The 16,037-nt window shown below is 36.9% G+C and carries 16 protein-coding genes; 12 read left to right on the top strand and 4 right to left on the bottom strand.

Annotated features, from left to right (window positions below):
* Nucleotides 1-15: 15 nt before the first annotated feature.
* From CEY12_RS08080 to pruA, 4 genes are all read right to left on the bottom strand, one after another.
* The gene (locus CEY12_RS08080) at nucleotides 16-1,176 is read right to left on the bottom strand and encodes a thioredoxin family protein (protein WP_089027210.1); all 1,161 of its coding nucleotides are present in this window, start codon (nucleotides 1,174-1,176) and stop codon (nucleotides 16-18) included.
* Nucleotides 1,177-1,328: 152 nt separating this feature from the next.
* Complete coding sequence (locus CEY12_RS08075; protein WP_089027209.1) at nucleotides 1,329-1,541, bottom strand: hypothetical protein; 213 nt, start codon at nucleotides 1,539-1,541, stop codon at nucleotides 1,329-1,331.
* 261 nt (nucleotides 1,542-1,802) lie between these two features.
* Nucleotides 1,803-2,021 carry a cytochrome C551 gene (locus CEY12_RS08070; RefSeq protein ID WP_089027208.1) on the bottom strand — a complete coding sequence of 73 codons (219 nt, stop codon included), beginning with the start codon at nucleotides 2,019-2,021 and terminating at the stop codon, nucleotides 1,803-1,805.
* Between the two features lie 1,364 nt (nucleotides 2,022-3,385).
* Nucleotides 3,386-5,011, bottom strand: a complete 1,626-nt coding sequence (pruA, locus tag CEY12_RS08065; RefSeq protein WP_089027207.1) for an L-glutamate gamma-semialdehyde dehydrogenase — start codon at nucleotides 5,009-5,011, stop codon at nucleotides 3,386-3,388.
* 388 nt (nucleotides 5,012-5,399) lie between these two features.
* Here pruA and CEY12_RS08060 point away from each other — a divergent pair, with 388 nt between their 5' ends.
* From CEY12_RS08060 to CEY12_RS08005, 12 genes are all read left to right on the top strand, one after another.
* Entirely contained in the window at nucleotides 5,400-5,762 is a 363-nt protein-coding gene (locus CEY12_RS08060) for a hypothetical protein (protein WP_157676786.1), read from the top strand.
* A 149-nt stretch (nucleotides 5,763-5,911) separates the two neighbouring features.
* The gene (gene ureA / locus CEY12_RS22575; RefSeq protein ID WP_089027205.1) at nucleotides 5,912-6,214 is read left to right on the top strand and encodes an urease subunit gamma; all 303 of its coding nucleotides are present in this window, start codon (nucleotides 5,912-5,914) and stop codon (nucleotides 6,212-6,214) included.
* Between the two features lie 12 nt (nucleotides 6,215-6,226).
* A complete protein-coding gene (ureB, locus tag CEY12_RS22570) occupies nucleotides 6,227-6,595 on the top strand; it encodes an urease subunit beta (RefSeq protein ID WP_089027204.1) in 369 nt (122 codons plus the stop codon).
* Nucleotide 6,596: 1 nt separating this feature from the next.
* Complete coding sequence (gene ureC / locus CEY12_RS08045; RefSeq protein ID WP_089027203.1) at nucleotides 6,597-8,318, top strand: urease subunit alpha; 1,722 nt, start codon at nucleotides 6,597-6,599, stop codon at nucleotides 8,316-8,318.
* A gap of 73 nt (nucleotides 8,319-8,391) precedes the next feature.
* Nucleotides 8,392-9,057, top strand: a complete 666-nt coding sequence (locus CEY12_RS08040; protein WP_089027202.1) for a hypothetical protein — start codon at nucleotides 8,392-8,394, stop codon at nucleotides 9,055-9,057.
* On the top strand, nucleotides 9,047-9,559 hold the full coding sequence (ureE, locus tag CEY12_RS08035; protein ID WP_089027201.1) for an urease accessory protein UreE: 513 nt from the start codon (nucleotides 9,047-9,049) through the stop codon (nucleotides 9,557-9,559). Before CEY12_RS08040 ends, ureE begins: the two co-directional genes overlap by 11 nt.
* Nucleotides 9,552-10,250, top strand: a complete 699-nt coding sequence (locus CEY12_RS08030) for an urease accessory protein UreF (protein WP_089027200.1) — start codon at nucleotides 9,552-9,554, stop codon at nucleotides 10,248-10,250. The genes ureE and CEY12_RS08030 overlap by 8 nt, the downstream gene beginning before the upstream one ends.
* Before the next feature lie 133 nt (nucleotides 10,251-10,383).
* Entirely contained in the window at nucleotides 10,384-11,022 is a 639-nt protein-coding gene (gene ureG, locus CEY12_RS08025; RefSeq protein ID WP_089027199.1) for an urease accessory protein UreG, read from the top strand.
* Nucleotides 11,023-11,811, top strand: a complete 789-nt coding sequence (locus CEY12_RS08020) for an urease accessory protein UreD (RefSeq protein WP_089027198.1) — start codon at nucleotides 11,023-11,025, stop codon at nucleotides 11,809-11,811.
* A 121-nt stretch (nucleotides 11,812-11,932) separates the two neighbouring features.
* Nucleotides 11,933-12,634, top strand: coding sequence for a hypothetical protein (locus CEY12_RS08015; RefSeq protein ID WP_089027197.1), 702 nt, complete (start codon nucleotides 11,933-11,935; stop codon nucleotides 12,632-12,634).
* Between the two features lie 196 nt (nucleotides 12,635-12,830).
* The gene (locus CEY12_RS08010; protein WP_089027196.1) at nucleotides 12,831-13,724 is read left to right on the top strand and encodes an urea transporter; all 894 of its coding nucleotides are present in this window, start codon (nucleotides 12,831-12,833) and stop codon (nucleotides 13,722-13,724) included.
* Nucleotides 13,725-13,745: 21 nt separating this feature from the next.
* The gene (locus tag CEY12_RS08005; RefSeq protein ID WP_089027195.1) at nucleotides 13,746-15,998 is read left to right on the top strand and encodes a TonB-dependent receptor; all 2,253 of its coding nucleotides are present in this window, start codon (nucleotides 13,746-13,748) and stop codon (nucleotides 15,996-15,998) included.
* The last annotated feature ends 39 nt before the right edge of the window (nucleotides 15,999-16,037 follow it).

Raw genomic sequence — 16,037 nt, 5'->3', positions numbered from 1 at the left:
ATATAAAGCTTTTATTTAAAGACTTTTCAATAATTTTTCAGTCTCTGAAGCATCTTCTCCGGTGCTTTTAGCAAGGGCTATTGCTTTCTCAGCCCAAACTTTTGCATTTTTCTTATCTCCAACTTTATTATATAGATTAGCCAGAGTATCTGTATTCGCTGAGTTTTCACTTTTCTTTACAGACTCCTGAGCCCAAAGGACAGCTTTTTCAAGAGATGATTTAGTATTTACATTTTCAAAGAAATTCCATGCGATAGCATTCAGTTCTTCTGAAGATGATGCAGCGTAATCTTTATACAGCTCCAAAGTCAATGCTTCATAAGTAGCAATATCTTTATTTTTTAATGCTCTGTTCGCCTTCGCTCTTTTTAATATTTTTTCGGATTCTTCTTTGGTTAAGAATTTTTGTGTTTCAGCAAAAAAGTAGCTGTCACTCCATGTTTTCGTATCAGGATTGTAAGACTTTTTAACGATGGTGTTCATCTTGATATTTTTGTTGATCATATCATACTTTTCAGCGGGAAGGATCTTAACAATATCTTCTTTTTTATCTGTAAATATTTTATATAAAGGACTCTCCGTGCTTTGAATTCCCTGAAGAAGCATCTGCACATCTTCTTTATCCAGATTTGGTTTTGCCATAAAATAACGGTCTAAAACCTTACCTGCAAATTCAGCATCATTGTAGATGGTAAGATCGGCAAGATTCTTTAAGAATTCCGGATCTTTTTCTCCATTCTCAAATTTTTGTTTCAATGCCGTCAATCTCTTGTTAGGGTCTTCAGCATCTTTAGCAAACTGAATAAAATCTTTTTCTTCTACATACCCTAAAGTTCTGTGTACTTCTTCACCATTTCCATTGATAAATAGATAGGTAGGAAAAGCCTTAACATTATATTTTTTGGCCAGATCTATTCCTTCTCCTTTTTCCATATCAATTTTTGCATTGATAAAATGAGCATTATAATAATCCCCAACATCTTTCAAAGGGAAAATATTTTTGACCATCAGTTTACATGGTCCACACCACGAAGCATAGGCGTCGATAAAAATAAGTTTGTTTTCTTTTTTCGCTTTGGCAACAACGCTTGCAAAGCTGGTATCTTCAAACTTTATTCCTTGTCCAAAGGCAAGTATTCCAATAAAGATGGAAGAGAGTATAGCTAACTTTTTCATAAATACTTTTTATTAATTACAAATGTAACAAATATGTTAATTGATAAGTCGTGCAGTAGTGAGAATTGTTACGATATTGTATTTTTTGATAGGATATTTTTAATAATCCCTTTCTAATAAAATAATCCGCAGAATTTCTGCGGATTATTTTATTATTTTGTTTTTGTAGAATCTGTTTTCATTTTTACAGTATCCGATTTCATCGCCGGAGCCTGTTCCGAATTAGCAACAGCTGAATCGCCCATTGTATTTCTCATGGCATTCTTATCATGTTCATCTTTAAACTCTTCACGCTTTTCTTTATTCTGAGCACAACTACCTAAAAAAAGTGAGCCTAAAATGACTCCGATCCATAATTTTCTCATAGTAATTTATTTTAATGTTTGTAGAATCAAATATAGAAAAATATTAACAGTAAAGAACGAACAATACAGAGTATAAAAGCAAAGTAATCAAAGCTATTTTTGAAAATCATCAGGTATCAATATATTTCATCGGTAGAAATGGAGTTGTAAATAATAAAGATCCTGTGACGAGAACTTAAAATACTGGAGATACTTCTTTACTAAACAATAAAAATCCGCAGCGTTTCGTCTGCGGATTTTCCATATTTAATTAAAAAATTATTATCGGGTTGCCGGAGCTTTTACAGTATCCATTTTCATTTTGATACTGTCAGGAGTAGTCATCTTTGTATTCATCGTATCAGTCGTAGAAGATGTCGGTTTTACCGACTGATCTACTGCTGTAGAATCTTTATTTCCTGATGACATTTGTGCCTCCTTTGTCCCGCAACTCACTGCAAATATCCCTAAACCCAGGGTTAGCAACATCAACTTTTTCATAATATTCTGTTTTGGTGTACTAATAAAAGTTCAATAATTGTTCCTAACAGGATAGTGGTGCTATTAAAAAAACGATAAAAAAATAAAAATTATGTTAATTAAAATAACTTTATAGGGAATTTTTTGAATTAATTTACTGTTTTTAAAGACATTACCCGTCAGTTAGAGTGTTTTTCATCATGAAATGAGAAAAAATGTATCGAGAACCGTAAATTCAACCACAAACCGAAGGTTCGACGTAGTCAAAAGTCACAAAAGTTTTTAAACACTTAAGTGAGTTTGAGTTTAATGCATACTGCATAGAAGTGCACATAAGCTTTTTAAAATCTTTGATTTTTTGGTTCCTGATCTTTTACTGACTTTGCTATTATGAATGAATATGAAGTAATTTCAATCGATAACAGCAACCTTATAGAAAAATGTATTGAGAACCGTAGTAAACTTAACCACAAAAGACACAAAAGTTTTTAAACACTTTAGTTATTTTTAAGTTTAATACTTACTACATAAGAAAGTACACATAAGCTTTTTAAAAATCTTTGATTTTTTGGTTCCTGATCTTTTACTGACTCTGCTATTATGAATGAATGTGAAGTAATTTCAATCGATAACCATAGCAGTATAGAAAAAGTATATTCCGAGAAATAATGATCTACCGTCAGTTCGAGTGTTTTTCATCATGAAATGAAGAAAAATGTATCGAGAACCGTAGTAAACTTAACCACAAACCGAAGGTTCGACGTAGTCAAAAGTCACAAAAGTTTTTAAACACTTAAGTTATTTTTAAGTTTAATACTTATTGCATAAAAAAGTACACTTAAGTTTTTTTTAAATCTTTGATTTTTTTGGTCGCAATATTTTGTCCACTCTGTTATTGTAAGTGAAGGAGAATCAATTTCAATCGATAACCATAGCAGTATAGAAAAAGTACATTCCGAGAAATAATGATCTACCGTCAGTTCGAGTGTTTTTCATCATGAAATGAAGAAAAATGTATCGAGAACCGTAGTAAACTTAACCACAAACCGAAGGTTCGACGTAGTCAAAAGTCACAAAAGTTTTTAAACACTTAAGTGAGTTTAAGTTTAGCATTTACTCGTAGAAGTGCACATACTTTCTTTACTAATTAAAAATCTCCTTTTTTGCATGGTTTGTCATTGCGAACGAATGTGAAACAATCTAAATTTAGAAAACATTTTAATAGTCAAAAAGCAACAAAATTTTTTTAAACTCTTCTTATAAGTATACTTAGATTCCTTCAGAATGACAAAAGCCTGTTTTAACTTTATGTTATCAATAAAAAAGCTCCGGAAGTAAAACTCCGGAGCTTATCAATGATCATTGATCAACAATCATTTATCATCTTATCCCAAGTATGGGTATTTATAATCTTTAGGAGAAACAAAAGTTTCTTTGATACTTCTTACAGAAGTCCATCTAAGAAGATTCATTTTAGAACCTGCTTTATCATTTGTTCCTGAAGCTCTACCTCCACCGAAAGGCTGTTGTCCAACTACAGCACCTGTTGGTTTATCATTGATGTAGAAATTACCTGATGCATTTTCTAACGCTTTGAAAGCTTCATTTATAGCATAACGGTCTTGGGCAAAAACAGAACCTGTTAATGAATATGGAGAAGAAGAATCCACTACCTGTAATGTTTCTTTCCAGTCTTTATCTTCGTATACATAGATGCTTAAGATAGGACCGAAGATTTCTTCAACCATGCTTTCATATTGAGGGTTAGTAGTTTCAATCACTGTTGGGCTTACAAACCATCCTTTAGAATCATCACAGTTTCCGCCGATTGCAATTTTAGCTTCTCCAGAGTTTTGAGCTCTTTCGATATATCCTTTACATTTTTCGAAAGAATTTTTATCAATTACTGCATTGACAAAGTTTGATGGATCTTCCGGAGAACCTATTTTAATGGTACTCATTTGAGCTTCCATTACTTTTTTCACATCTTCCCAAAGCGATTTAGGAATATATGCTCTTGAAGCTGCAGAACATTTTTGCCCCTGGTATTCGAAAGCACCTCTTACCAAACCTGTAGCTACTGCTTCAACGTTTGCAGAAGGGTGAGCAATAACGAAATCCTTACCTCCAGTTTCTCCAACGATTCTTGGGTATGTTCTGTAGTTATGAATATTATCTCCGATCATTTTCCACATTCCCTGGAAAACTTTTGTAGAACCTGTAAAGTGAAGTCCTGCAAAATCACGGTGTGCCAATACTTTTTCAGCAGTATCTTTTCCATCTGTGAAGATCATATTGATTACCCCTGCAGGAAGACCTGCTTCAGTTAATACATCCATGATTACTTTAGCAGAATAAACCTGCTTATCAGAAGGCTTCCAAACCACTACGTTTCCAAGCATTGCCATACAAGTTGGCAGGTTTCCTGAAATTGCGGTAAAGTTAAATGGAGTTACTGCAAAACAGAATCCTTCTAATGGTCTGTATTCTACACGATTCCAGATCCCGTTATCAGAGATTGGCTGTTCAGAATACATTTCTGTCATAAACTCAACATTGAATCTTAAGAAATCTATGAATTCACAAGCTGAGTCAATTTCAGCCTGGTGTACATTTTTAGATTGTCCGATCATTGTAGCAGCATTGATCACATCTCTGTAAGGTCCTGCTAAAAGATCAGCCGCTTTTAAGAAGATCGCAGCTCGCTGCTCCCATCCAAGCTCATTCCATTCTTTTTTTGCAGCCAATGCAGCATTGATCGCATCATCCACATGTTGCATCGTTCCTTTATAATAAAAACCAAAATCATGAGCATGATCCTGAGGAGACTGAAGCTGAACTTTTTCGTCAGTTTTTACTTCTTTTCCGTTAATGACCATTGGGATTTCTATCTTTTCAGCCCACATTTTTTTGTATGTGGCAATAAGGCTTTTTACTTCAGCTGAACCTGGTTCATAAGAGTTTACGGGCTCATTCACTGCAAGTGGAACTTGCGAAATTGCTTTTGACATATATTTAAATTGTTTTTAATTAAGTCTGTACTACAAATTTACGATAATTCAGGCAAAGAAAAAATAAACCATTGTTTTTATAGAATATCATTTACATTAATATAGTCTATAATAAATGCCATTGTTTATGATTGAAAATAAAGTGTTTTGAATGTTTTTATTTAAATTTTATAATTAAAGATATCAGGTATCCAATTTGAATATTAGTTAATATCCAGGTAAAAATACTTTGTCCTATTTTAAAATGCTGTGGAGATCCTATCAGTAAAAGACTTATGGAAAAATTCAAAATAAAATTTCTATTTGTCACGATTTTGAACATTTTAAATAATGTTTTTGATAGGCAGAGAGTTTTCATTGGTCTAATTTTACCCCATCAATTATGGCTATGAATAAAAAGATCATATTGTTCTCTTTTGTACTGTTTTTCTTTGCTTTATGCACATCTCTTTTTGTGTTTAAAGGGGAGGTACAATCGTATTCAGCAGCCGTTTCCAAAAATAAACTTTCACAAAAATACGATCATCAGAATCCAGAGCAGGGATATACCTTATCTGATAACATGGATGAGCCCGATCTTGATGATGTTGAAAAAGTAAAATTTGATTATACTGTACCTGTTCAACAGTGTCTGCAGTTTTTCTTCGAGTCTTATTATTACCAAGCTCCGCAGATAGCGGCACTTCATCCTGTTGTTACAACAACACCCCGATATATTCTATATCATTCTTTACAGATCAACTTCTGTTAATTTTCTCATTCCGATCTATGAATTGATAACCTGTAGCTGAATATAGGTTCACCTGATTCATTTTCAAATTTTTCGAAATAAAAGCATTTTGATTTGTCTTTACAGAAAGGCAGACAGGATAACGCATGTTCAATTTTAAATAACATACAATGCACTTAACACCCAGAGAAACAGAGAAACTAATGCTGCATATGGCAGGTGAGTTAGCTCTAAAAAGAAAAGCCAGAGGACTTAAACTCAACTATCCTGAAGCGATAGCGATTATCAGCCACTTTTTATTGGAAGGAGCAAGAGATGGTAAAAAAGTAGCCGAACTGATGCAGGAAGGAGCACAGATTCTAACCAAGGATGATGTAATGCCAGGAGTGGCAGAAATGATCCATGATGTTCAGATCGAAGCAACATTTCCAGATGGAACCAAGTTGGTCACCGTACATAATCCAATCCGTTAATCCTTACCTATTATGATACCAGGAGAAATTTTTGTAAAAGAAGGAACAATTATCTGCAATGAAGGCAGAGAAACTGTAAAACTAAAAGTAGTAAACACCGGAGACCGTCCTATTCAGGTGGGTTCACACTTTCATTTTTTTGAAGTGAATAAAGCAATGAGCTTTGATCGTGAAAAAGCTTTTGGAAAGCGACTGAATATTGTCGCAAGTACTGCAGTCCGTTTTGAACCGGGGGAAGAAAAAGAAGTCGAGCTTGTTGAAATTGGAGGAGATAAAAAGGCAATAGGGTTTAATAATCTGGTGGATGGATCTGTGAATTCTGATGCTCAGAAAGAAGAAAGCCTTGCAAAAGCAATTCAGTTAAATTTTAAAAATCAGTAAGATGAGTTTACACGTAGACAGAAAACAATACGCCAATATATTAGGCCCTACAGCTGGAGACAGAATCCGTTTAGGGGACACTGAAATGATTATTGAGATCGAAAAAGATTTTACACATTATGGAGACGAAGCTGTTTTCGGAGGGGGTAAAACTGTTCGTGACGGAATGGGACAGAATGTGACCCGTAAAAGAGATGAAGGGGTGCTGGATCTTTGTATCACAGGAGCGGTCATCATAGATCACTGGGGAATTGTAAAAGCAGATATAGGAATCAAAGACGGAAAGATCGTCGGGATCGGAAAAGCCGGAAATCCTGATACGATGGATGGTGTAACTCCCAACATGATCATTGGAGCTTCTACAGAAGTACATGGCGGAAAAGGATATATTGTAACCGCAGGAGGAATAGACACACACATTCATTACATCTGCCCACAACAGATCGAAACTTCTTTATACAGTGGTATTACAACCATGATTGGTGGTGGGACAGGTCCTAATGACGGAACCAATGCAACCACAGTTACCCCGGGAAGATTCAATATGCAGAGAATGCTCGAGGCGGCAGAAGAATACCCTATGAATCTTGGATTCTTCGGAAAAGGAAATTGTTCAGCAACAGAGCCTATTGAAGAGCAGGTAGAAGCAGGAGCTTTGGGAGTGAAGATCCATGAAGATTGGGGAGCAACCCCTGCGACGATAGATGCTGCACTGAAGGTTGCTGACAAGTATGATGTTCAAGTAGCTATCCATACTGATACCTTAAATGAAGGCGGATTTCTTGAGGACACCATGCGTGCCATTAACGGAAGAGTGATCCACACGTTCCATACGGAAGGAGCAGGAGGAGGTCATGCTCCGGATATCATTAAAGCGGCAATGTATCCTAATGTATTACCGGCATCTACGAATCCGACACGCCCTTATACGATCAATACCATCGATGAACATCTGGATATGCTGATGGTATGTCATCATTTAAGTAAAAATATTCCTGAAGATGTTGCCTTTGCTGATTCACGTATTCGTCCTGAAACCATCGCTGCTGAAGATATTCTGCATGATATGGGAGTATTCAGCATCATGAGTTCCGATTCACAGGCAATGGGAAGACCAGGAGAAGTCATTACGAGAACATGGCAGACAGCCAGCAAAATGAAAGACCAACGCGGTCAGCTTGAAGAAGATAAAGGTTCTGAACATGATAATTACCGTGCAAAAAGATATGTAGCAAAATATACGATCAATCCTGCTATTGCTCACGGGATTTCTGAGTATGTAGGTTCTATTGAAGAAGGTAAATTGGCAGACCTGGTGATCTGGAGACCTGCTTTATTTGGAGTGAAACCGGAGATGATCTATAAAGGAGGAATGGTCATCGCGAGTAAAATGGGTGATCCTAATGCTTCTATTCCAACACCACAACCTGTAATTTACAGAAATATGTTTGGGGCACATGGAAGAGCAAAATATGGGACCTGTGCTACTTTTGTGTCCCAGGTTTCTATAGATAACGGTTCTATTGCTGAATTTAAACTTGAGAAAATGATCCTTCCAGTGAAGAACTGCAGAAATATTTCTAAAGCAAACCTCATCCATAATGACAAAACTCCTTTAATTGAGGTGAATCCGGAAAACTACAAAGTAACCGTAGATGGAGAGTATATTACCTGTGAACCGGCTGAGAAGCTTCCTTTAACCCAATTGTATTATCTGTTCTAAAGATGAAACTTTTTATAAAGCCCGGTGGAATTCCGGGCTCTTTCAAAGAATATCAATTAAATCTAAAGATCAGATGAAATATTTTAATAAAAAAGCATTGTCATTAGCAGTAGTCGGAACATCTTTGATGTCTGCCCAGCTGCATGCCCAATTCCTAGGGGGACGAAGACTGAAAAGTGATGAAGAAGGGCCAAAAGGACAGTTTATGGTGTATGGTTCTTTTGATTATTCAAAAACCAATGCTCCTTCCGGCAGTAACAGTTCTGTGGGAACAAGTGCTAATGCAGGAGTCCCTATTGGTATAGGATATTTTTTCAATAATAACGATGTGATTGGAGTTAATTACGCCTATGCACAGAATGTCTCAGATCACCGTACCGTTTACAAACAAAATGAAGCCGGGATCTGGTACAGTCCGTCTGTAACCCTTGGGAAATATTTTGCTTTAATTGGTCAGATCGATGCCCATTATGTTTGGGGGCAGCAATTGTCTATGACTTCCGATGCCATGAATGATTTTACCGGATACCGCCTTCGTGCCTATCCCTTATTTGCCATTTTTCTGGGTGGCGGATGGGCGCTTAAATTCAAATTTGCAGAGCTTTCCATGTTGCAGACAAAAACAAAACAGGAAGGCTGGACGAAGACCTATGTTGCCGGAATCAGTGCATCCACTTTTGGGGTAGGGATCTCTAAAAATATCGATTTCAGAAAAAAAGAAAAAAAGAATGATTATTAATGAAACCATAGGTAATATCATCGATTATCCTGTGCAGGGAAAGAATGTTGATTACCTGGATCTGGAATGGTTTGAAACGACCAAAAGAATTCAGCGTAAGAAAACAAGACAGGGGATTGATCTTGCCATAAAATTCCTTCGGGAAGGTCAGCGTTTGCGTGAAGGGGACGTTCTTTATGATGATGAGACAAAAGTTATCGTCGTTAATGTAGTAGAAACAGAAGCTATTGTCATGAAGCCGGCATCTATGCTGGAAATGGGAACCATATGTTATGAGATAGGAAACAAACACATTCCCCTGTTTATTCAAAATGATGAGGTATTATTGCCTTTTGAAATGCCAATGTACAGATGGCTGGAAGCAAGCGGTTTTTCTCCTGAAAAACAGAATGTAAAACTTCTGAATCTTCTTAAATCCAATGTAGAGCCACATGGGCACGGAAGTTTAGGATCGACCTTATTTACTAAAATACTAAAAATGGCAGCGCCAAAGGATGAATAATACAAACTTAAATTTTCTGGCAGGTTTGCTGCACATTGCCGATCCCACATTACCAATTGGTGGGTACAGCCATTCTAACGGATTGGAAACGTATGTGCAGAAAAGAATAGTAAATAATGTGAAAACGGCAAAAGAGTTTGTAGAAAATATGCTGATCTACAACCTGAAATACAATGATGGAGCTTTGATGAAGCTTGCCTACGAGGCAACGCAGAATGAAGATTTAACATCAATCATCAAACTTGATCATGAGTGCAACGCGCTCAAATGCCCGAAGGAGATCCGCCAGGCCAGTCAAAAACTGGGATTACGTCTGATTAAAATCTTTAAAAGAAGAGAGCATTTCCCTTTTATGGAAAAGTACGAAGAAGTAATCAGGAAGGGTGAAGTCAATTCTCATTATTGTATCGTGTTTGGTATTTATACTGCCCTGATGAAAATTCCTCTGTATGAAGCGCTTTTGGGATTTTACTACACATCAGTTGCCGGAATGATTACCAATGCTGTAAAGCTGGTACCTCTGGGACAGCTGGATGGACAGGATATCTTATTCGATCTCTATTCTGTAATGGAAAGAACAGCTAAGGAAACAATGGAAATAGACCGGGATCTTGTGGGAATATGCAATACATCTTTTGATATTCATTGTATGCAGCATGAGAGGTTGTATTCGAGGTTGTATATGTCGTAAGTGCGGAATCGCTGAAAAGCGAAAAGGCAAAATCGCTGAATTGTAAAATTGTAAAATCGCGGAAGGGCGAAAAGGTTGAATCGCAAATTTGCCTTTTTGCTTATTTGCCCATTCGCTTAAAAAAAATAAAAAAATGGAAAATAGAAAGTATATAAAAGTAGGTGTTGCAGGACCTGTGGGTTCAGGAAAAACAGCATTGTTGGAACGTTTGAGTAGAAAAATGTTCGGAACTTATGATCTTGGTGTCATCACCAATGATATTTACACGAAAGAAGATGCAGAGTTTATGGCAAAAAACAGCCTTTTACCTCATGAAAGAATTATTGGGGTGGAAACAGGAGGATGTCCTCACACTGCCATAAGAGAAGATGCGAGTATGAATCTGGAAGCAGTGGATGAATTAGCAGCGCGTTTTCCTGATATTGAATTGGTTCTTATTGAAAGTGGAGGGGATAATTTATCAGCAACATTCAGTCCTGATCTTGCAGATGTGACCATTTTCATCATTGATGTGGCAGAAGGAGAGAAAATCCCGAGAAAAGGAGGTCCTGGAATTACCCGTTCAGATCTTTTAATTATCAATAAAATAGATTTGGCGCCTCATGTTGGAGCAAGTCTTGAGGTGATGGAAAGAGACGCCAGAAGAATGAGAAACGGAAGTCCGTTTGTTTTTACCAATCTTAAAACAGATGAAGGGTTGGAAAAAGTGATCGGGTGGATTAAAAAATATGCATTGCTGGAGGAATGTGAAGAACCGAATCTTGTACGATAGATGGATAGTCGCTTAGAACTCGTTGCCGGATACAAGGAAGGGAAATCTTATGTCAAAGATCTTTATGTTTCCCTTCCTTTCAGAGTTGTATCTGTTGGGCAGCGTAAAAATGACAACAAACTCTACCAGATGGTGATGAGTTCTTCTCCGGGAATCCTGGATGGAGACCGTTATCATTTGGAAGTATCATTAGAAAAAGGCTCATCCCTGCAACTGCAATCACAATCTTACCAAAGATTATTCAATATGGAAGATAAGGCGGTTCAGTTGCTGAATGTAAAGATGGAGGATAATACTTCATTTGCTTATGTTCCGCATCCGATTGTTCCCCATGAGAGCTCTAATTTTAAAAGTGAGGCACAGATTACTATTGGCAAAAACAGTCAGATCATCATCAGTGAAATTATTACCTGTGGAAGAAAGCATTATGGAGAGGTTTTTAAGCTGAAACGCTTCCAGAATCTGATGGAAATTTATCATGAAGGTAAATTAATGATTAAAGACAATGTGCTTATTCAGCCGGATCTGATTCCTATCAATGGGATTGGAAACCTGGAACAGTTTACGCATCAGGGAACCTTGATTTTTTACAGTACGAAAGAAAATGTGGATAAAGAAGCTTTAGTAGAATCTATTTTAAACTCAGAAGAAGCTCATAATGAAGGGATGGAAATCGGAATTTCGGCGATGGAAAATAATGGATTTATCATTAGAGCTTTAGGTCATGGAGGGGAGATGATGTATAATTTTTTTCTTTTTGTACAGGAAAAACTTTGGGCTCTAGAGTAAAAATAAAGAATCTATATCAACAGGAGTGGGCTTTAGCCCGCTCAATATAATAAAGACAAATACAAAGGCTTTAGCCAAAACATAAAAGGTTATAAATAGATAACCTTAATAAAATTAATCAATGGACACGACGATTTGGGCGCTTTTAATCAGTGCAATTTCTATAAGTTTTATACATACGGCATCCGGACCAGATCATTACCTTCCGTTTATCGTGCTTTCAAAATCAAAGGGATGGAGCGGAATGCGAACTACTATTTTAACAATAGTTTGTGGTTTTGGGCATGTAATGAGCTCTTTGGTATTAGGATTTATTGGGGTATTCTTAGGTTGGCAGCTAAATAAAATTTCCTGGTTTCAGGATCTGAGAGGTAATTTTTCAGGATGGGCTTTACTTATTGTAGGTGGGATCTATCTGATCTATGGATTAATTCAGGCTATACGAAATAAACCACATAAACATTTTGACGTAATGGGCGATGATGTATATGTTTATGAACATAATCATACTGAAATGGTGATGCCCCAAAAGAGAATTAAAGTGACCCCACTGGTCCTGTTTATGATTTTCGTTATGGGACCGAGTGAACCTTTAATTCCGCTTTTATTTTATTCAGGAGTAAAGCACTCCACATATGAAATTTTTGTACTCGTTTCCTCTTTTACAATAACGACTGTTTTAACAATGCTAGGGATGGTATTATTAGGACGTTACGGATATTCCAGATTATTCAATACGGAAAAACTGGAACGCTATATGGGAGCGATAAGTGGTGCTGTAGTTACTGTATGTGGAATTGGAATGGTATTTCTGGGATGGTAGGTGAGGTTCGGGTTACGGGTTTCGGGGTTTGAGAGTTTCGAGTTATAAGTTTAGGGATACGGGATTCGGGTTGTAGAATTTTTGAAATGTAATTCGGTTAATTTAATGGAAATTGAACATCTGAAAATCAAAGAGTATTAATTTTAACCCGTACCTCGGATCTCTTATCTCACACCAAAAAAAATAAAAAAAAACTATGAACAAATTTTTTGAAAAATTCCCTTTTATAGATAATGTTTTAAAAGGAATCGGACAGATCATGCTTCAGGAAAGCAGATGGACCGGGCTTCTGTTTCTGATCGGTATTTTTATGGGAAGCTGGCAGGGTGGTGTAGCTGTTTTGCTATCTACAGCAGTTGGTACGTTTACAGCCATGAAACTAAAGTATGCTCAATCAGAAATTAATGCAGGATTGTATGGCTTTAGTGCTGCTCTGGTAGGTGTCGCATTGTCTTTTGTATTTCAGACGACTTTGCTTATCTGGATTCTTATTGCAATAGGAGGCGCATTGGCAACAATCATTCAGCACTTTTTTATTCAGAGAAAAATCCCGGTATTTACATTTCCGTTCATTATAGTGACGTGGATCAGCATTTGTCTGCTTCACCATTTTACACAGATTCCGCCATCGGAAATGATGACTGCTAAAATGGATCCTATTGATTATGACGATTTTTTAACCTGTACCAATGGGTTTGGTGAAGTGATTTTTCAGGGAGGCATCCTCTCAGGAATTATTTTCTTCATCGCCGTTTTTATCAGTTCCCCGGCAGCTGCGCTGTATGGCCTGGCAGGTTCAGTAATAGGAGCTTATCTCTCTCATTTAAATGGCGAGCCGATTGATAAAATTCACATGGGATTATTTGGGTTTAACGCTGTTCTTTCCGCTATTGCTTTCTCCGGTTTTAAAAAAACGGATGGTTTGTGGGTACTTATCGCTGTATTCCTTACTGTGGTGATCGATGATCTGTTGATTGATTATAATGTCCTTAATGAAGTAGGTGGAGTTCTTACGTTCCCATTTGTCGTGGGAACATGGATCACATTGGTGATACAGAAAATTTTTATAAAAAGGCAAAAAAATAAATAAAGAAATATCAATTTTAATTCAATGAAAGTAACAAAAGTAATGGTCGTCTTCCTGGCAGTGTTGGTGAATGCAAAAGTAGCAGCACAGGAGGCCGGATCACAAAAACAATTGTTAATTAAAGATTTTGATGATCATTTTCCTATTTCAGAAGCACTGGTTGCATTTGACCATGGAAATAATCATGCTCATTCAGGAACCGATGGAACAGTTAGGCTGAATATCGCTTCCTATCCTGATACCCTCGTCATCAGTCATAAAGGATATGATGATGTAAAATGGGTGATCACCAATGATGATGAAAAGAACAAGGTTGTTTTTATGCAGCATAAGCCTTTTCAGATTTCGGAGGTCGCGATTAACCACAGTTCATTTTTATCCGCGATTACTAAAGTGGATCTGAATAAGTTTCCTGTTAATTCTGCACAGGATTTATTGCGTAAAGTTCCCGGGTTATTTATCGCACAACATGCAGGAGGTGGAAAAGCTGAACAGCTCTTCCTACGAGGATTTGATTCTGATCACGGAACGGATGTAAGTGTCAATGTTGATGGAATGCCTGTTAATATTGTCTCTCATGCACATGGCCAGGGGTATTCTGATCTGCACTTTGTGATTCCTGAAACGGTTAATAATATCGATTTTGGAAAAGGAGCATATTATATGGATCGTGGAGATTTTAATACTTCAGGATATGTAGATTTTAAAACCTACGACCGATTAAGTAACAGTATGATTAAATTGGAAGGAGGCTCTTTTAACAGCAAAAGAATTTTAGGAATGTTCAATATCCTGAATGATCCGGCTGGCAGAAAAAGTGCTTATCTGGCGGCAGAATACAATTATACGGATGGTCCTTTCGATGTAAAACAAAATTTCAACAGAGTCAATATTTTCGGTAAATACAATCAATGGTTAACGGATAAGGATTATTTTAATATCCAGTTTTCCACGTTTAATTCTTCGTGGAATGCGTCGGGTCAGATTCCTGAACGGGCAGTAAATGAAGGGATTATCGGAAGATGGGGAAGTATTGATCCTACAGAAGGAGGAAGTACCTCAAGAACCAATCTCCAGATGAATTATAAACATATCATATCACCATCGGAACACATCGATGCAATGGCGTGGTATTCGAAATATGATTTTAATCTGTATTCAGACTTTACTTTTTATTTAAAAGATAAAGATCATGGTGATGAAATTCAGCAGACAGACGGAAGAAATATTTATGGTTCGGAAATAAAGTATACTAAGAATTTTTCATTACCTAATGGAACATTAGACTGGATTTCAGGAGTCGGTTTCAGAAATGATGATATCAATACGCTTCAGCTGAATCATGTTTATCACAGGGATTTACTTTTGGACAGATTATCTAATGTGAATGGAACTGAAACCAATCTTCATGCCTATACTGGTTTGGTTTGGAAAACAGGAAAATGGACCATCAACCCAGGTTTAAGAGTAGATCATTTTATTTTTAATATGCATAATCTGCTAAATCCTGAACAATTACCTTCCGGACAATCTTCGGAGAGTACAAGATTAAGTCCTAAGCTTAATTTTTCCTATGCTGCCAGTGACAATGTGATGTGGTTTTTAAAAACCGGAATGGGCTTTCATTCCAATGATATGAGGGTGGTGATTGAGCAGCAGGGACAGAAAACCCTTCCTTATTCAGTAGGTGGAGATTTCGGATTGCGTTTACATCCTTTTAAATCATTGATCATAACTCCAACAGTATGGTATTTGTTCCTGCAACAGGAATTTGTATACGTGGGAGACGATGCAGTGGTGGAACCTTCAGGAAAATCTCAACGGATGGGAGCTGATTTGGGAATTCGTTTCCAGCCTTTAGAAAACTTTTATCTGAATGCAGATGTTAATTACTCACATGCCAGATTTACGGAAGAAGAAAAAGGTAAAGATTATGTGCCTTTAGCACCGGTAGTGACCAGTACTGGTTCTGTGAACTGGGACTTTTTACATGGCTTCTCTTTGGGAATTCAATACCGTTATCTGGGAGCGAGACCAGCAGTTGAAGATAACAGTATCCGGACAAAAGCTTATTTTGTAAATGATCTGATGCTTTCTTACAATCAGGCAAAATGGGGCGCAAATATTCAGGTGAATAATCTCTTCAATGTAAAATGGAATGAAGCTCAGTTTGCCACTGAAACTCAGTTGAAAAACGAAACAGAATCAACTACCGATCTTACTTATACGCCGGGAAGTCCTTTTGGAGTGAAGGTTGGGGTGTATTATAAGTTTTAGGGAGTTGAAAGTTAAAAATGGAGAGTTGAAAGTGTGAAT

The organism is Chryseobacterium sp. T16E-39 (assembly GCF_002216065.1).
GTDB lineage: Bacteria > Bacteroidota > Bacteroidia > Flavobacteriales > Weeksellaceae > Chryseobacterium.
Note: the sequence above shows the minus strand (reverse complement) of the source record. Positions and strands in the feature narration are given on the sequence as shown.

What these genes read in the sequence shown, in the direction of transcription:
- CEY12_RS08015 (WP_089027197.1), top strand. Translation starts at nt 11,933, where the DNA reads ATGGACACGACGATTTGGGCGCTTTTAATCAGTGCAATTTCTATAAGT.
- CEY12_RS08040 (WP_089027202.1), top strand. Translation starts at nt 8,392, where the DNA reads ATGAAATATTTTAATAAAAAAGCATTGTCATTAGCAGTAGTCGGAACA.
- CEY12_RS08075 (WP_089027209.1), bottom strand. Translation starts at nt 1,541, where the DNA reads ATGAGAAAATTATGGATCGGAGTCATTTTAGGCTCACTTTTTTTAGGT.
- CEY12_RS08080 (WP_089027210.1), bottom strand. Translation starts at nt 1,176, where the DNA reads ATGAAAAAGTTAGCTATACTCTCTTCCATCTTTATTGGAATACTTGCC.
- ureB (WP_089027204.1), top strand. Translation starts at nt 6,227, where the DNA reads ATGATACCAGGAGAAATTTTTGTAAAAGAAGGAACAATTATCTGCAAT.
- pruA (WP_089027207.1), bottom strand. Translation starts at nt 5,011, where the DNA reads ATGTCAAAAGCAATTTCGCAAGTTCCACTTGCAGTGAATGAGCCCGTA.
- CEY12_RS08060 (WP_157676786.1), top strand. Translation starts at nt 5,400, where the DNA reads ATGAATAAAAAGATCATATTGTTCTCTTTTGTACTGTTTTTCTTTGCT.
- CEY12_RS08030 (WP_089027200.1), top strand. Translation starts at nt 9,552, where the DNA reads ATGAATAATACAAACTTAAATTTTCTGGCAGGTTTGCTGCACATTGCC.
- ureE (WP_089027201.1), top strand. Translation starts at nt 9,047, where the DNA reads ATGATTATTAATGAAACCATAGGTAATATCATCGATTATCCTGTGCAG.
- ureA (WP_089027205.1), top strand. Translation starts at nt 5,912, where the DNA reads ATGCACTTAACACCCAGAGAAACAGAGAAACTAATGCTGCATATGGCA.
- ureG (WP_089027199.1), top strand. Translation starts at nt 10,384, where the DNA reads ATGGAAAATAGAAAGTATATAAAAGTAGGTGTTGCAGGACCTGTGGGT.
- CEY12_RS08005 (WP_089027195.1), top strand. Translation starts at nt 13,746, where the DNA reads ATGAAAGTAACAAAAGTAATGGTCGTCTTCCTGGCAGTGTTGGTGAAT.
- CEY12_RS08020 (WP_089027198.1), top strand. Translation starts at nt 11,023, where the DNA reads ATGGATAGTCGCTTAGAACTCGTTGCCGGATACAAGGAAGGGAAATCT.
- CEY12_RS08010 (WP_089027196.1), top strand. Translation starts at nt 12,831, where the DNA reads ATGAACAAATTTTTTGAAAAATTCCCTTTTATAGATAATGTTTTAAAA.
- ureC (WP_089027203.1), top strand. Translation starts at nt 6,597, where the DNA reads ATGAGTTTACACGTAGACAGAAAACAATACGCCAATATATTAGGCCCT.
- CEY12_RS08070 (WP_089027208.1), bottom strand. Translation starts at nt 2,021, where the DNA reads ATGAAAAAGTTGATGTTGCTAACCCTGGGTTTAGGGATATTTGCAGTG.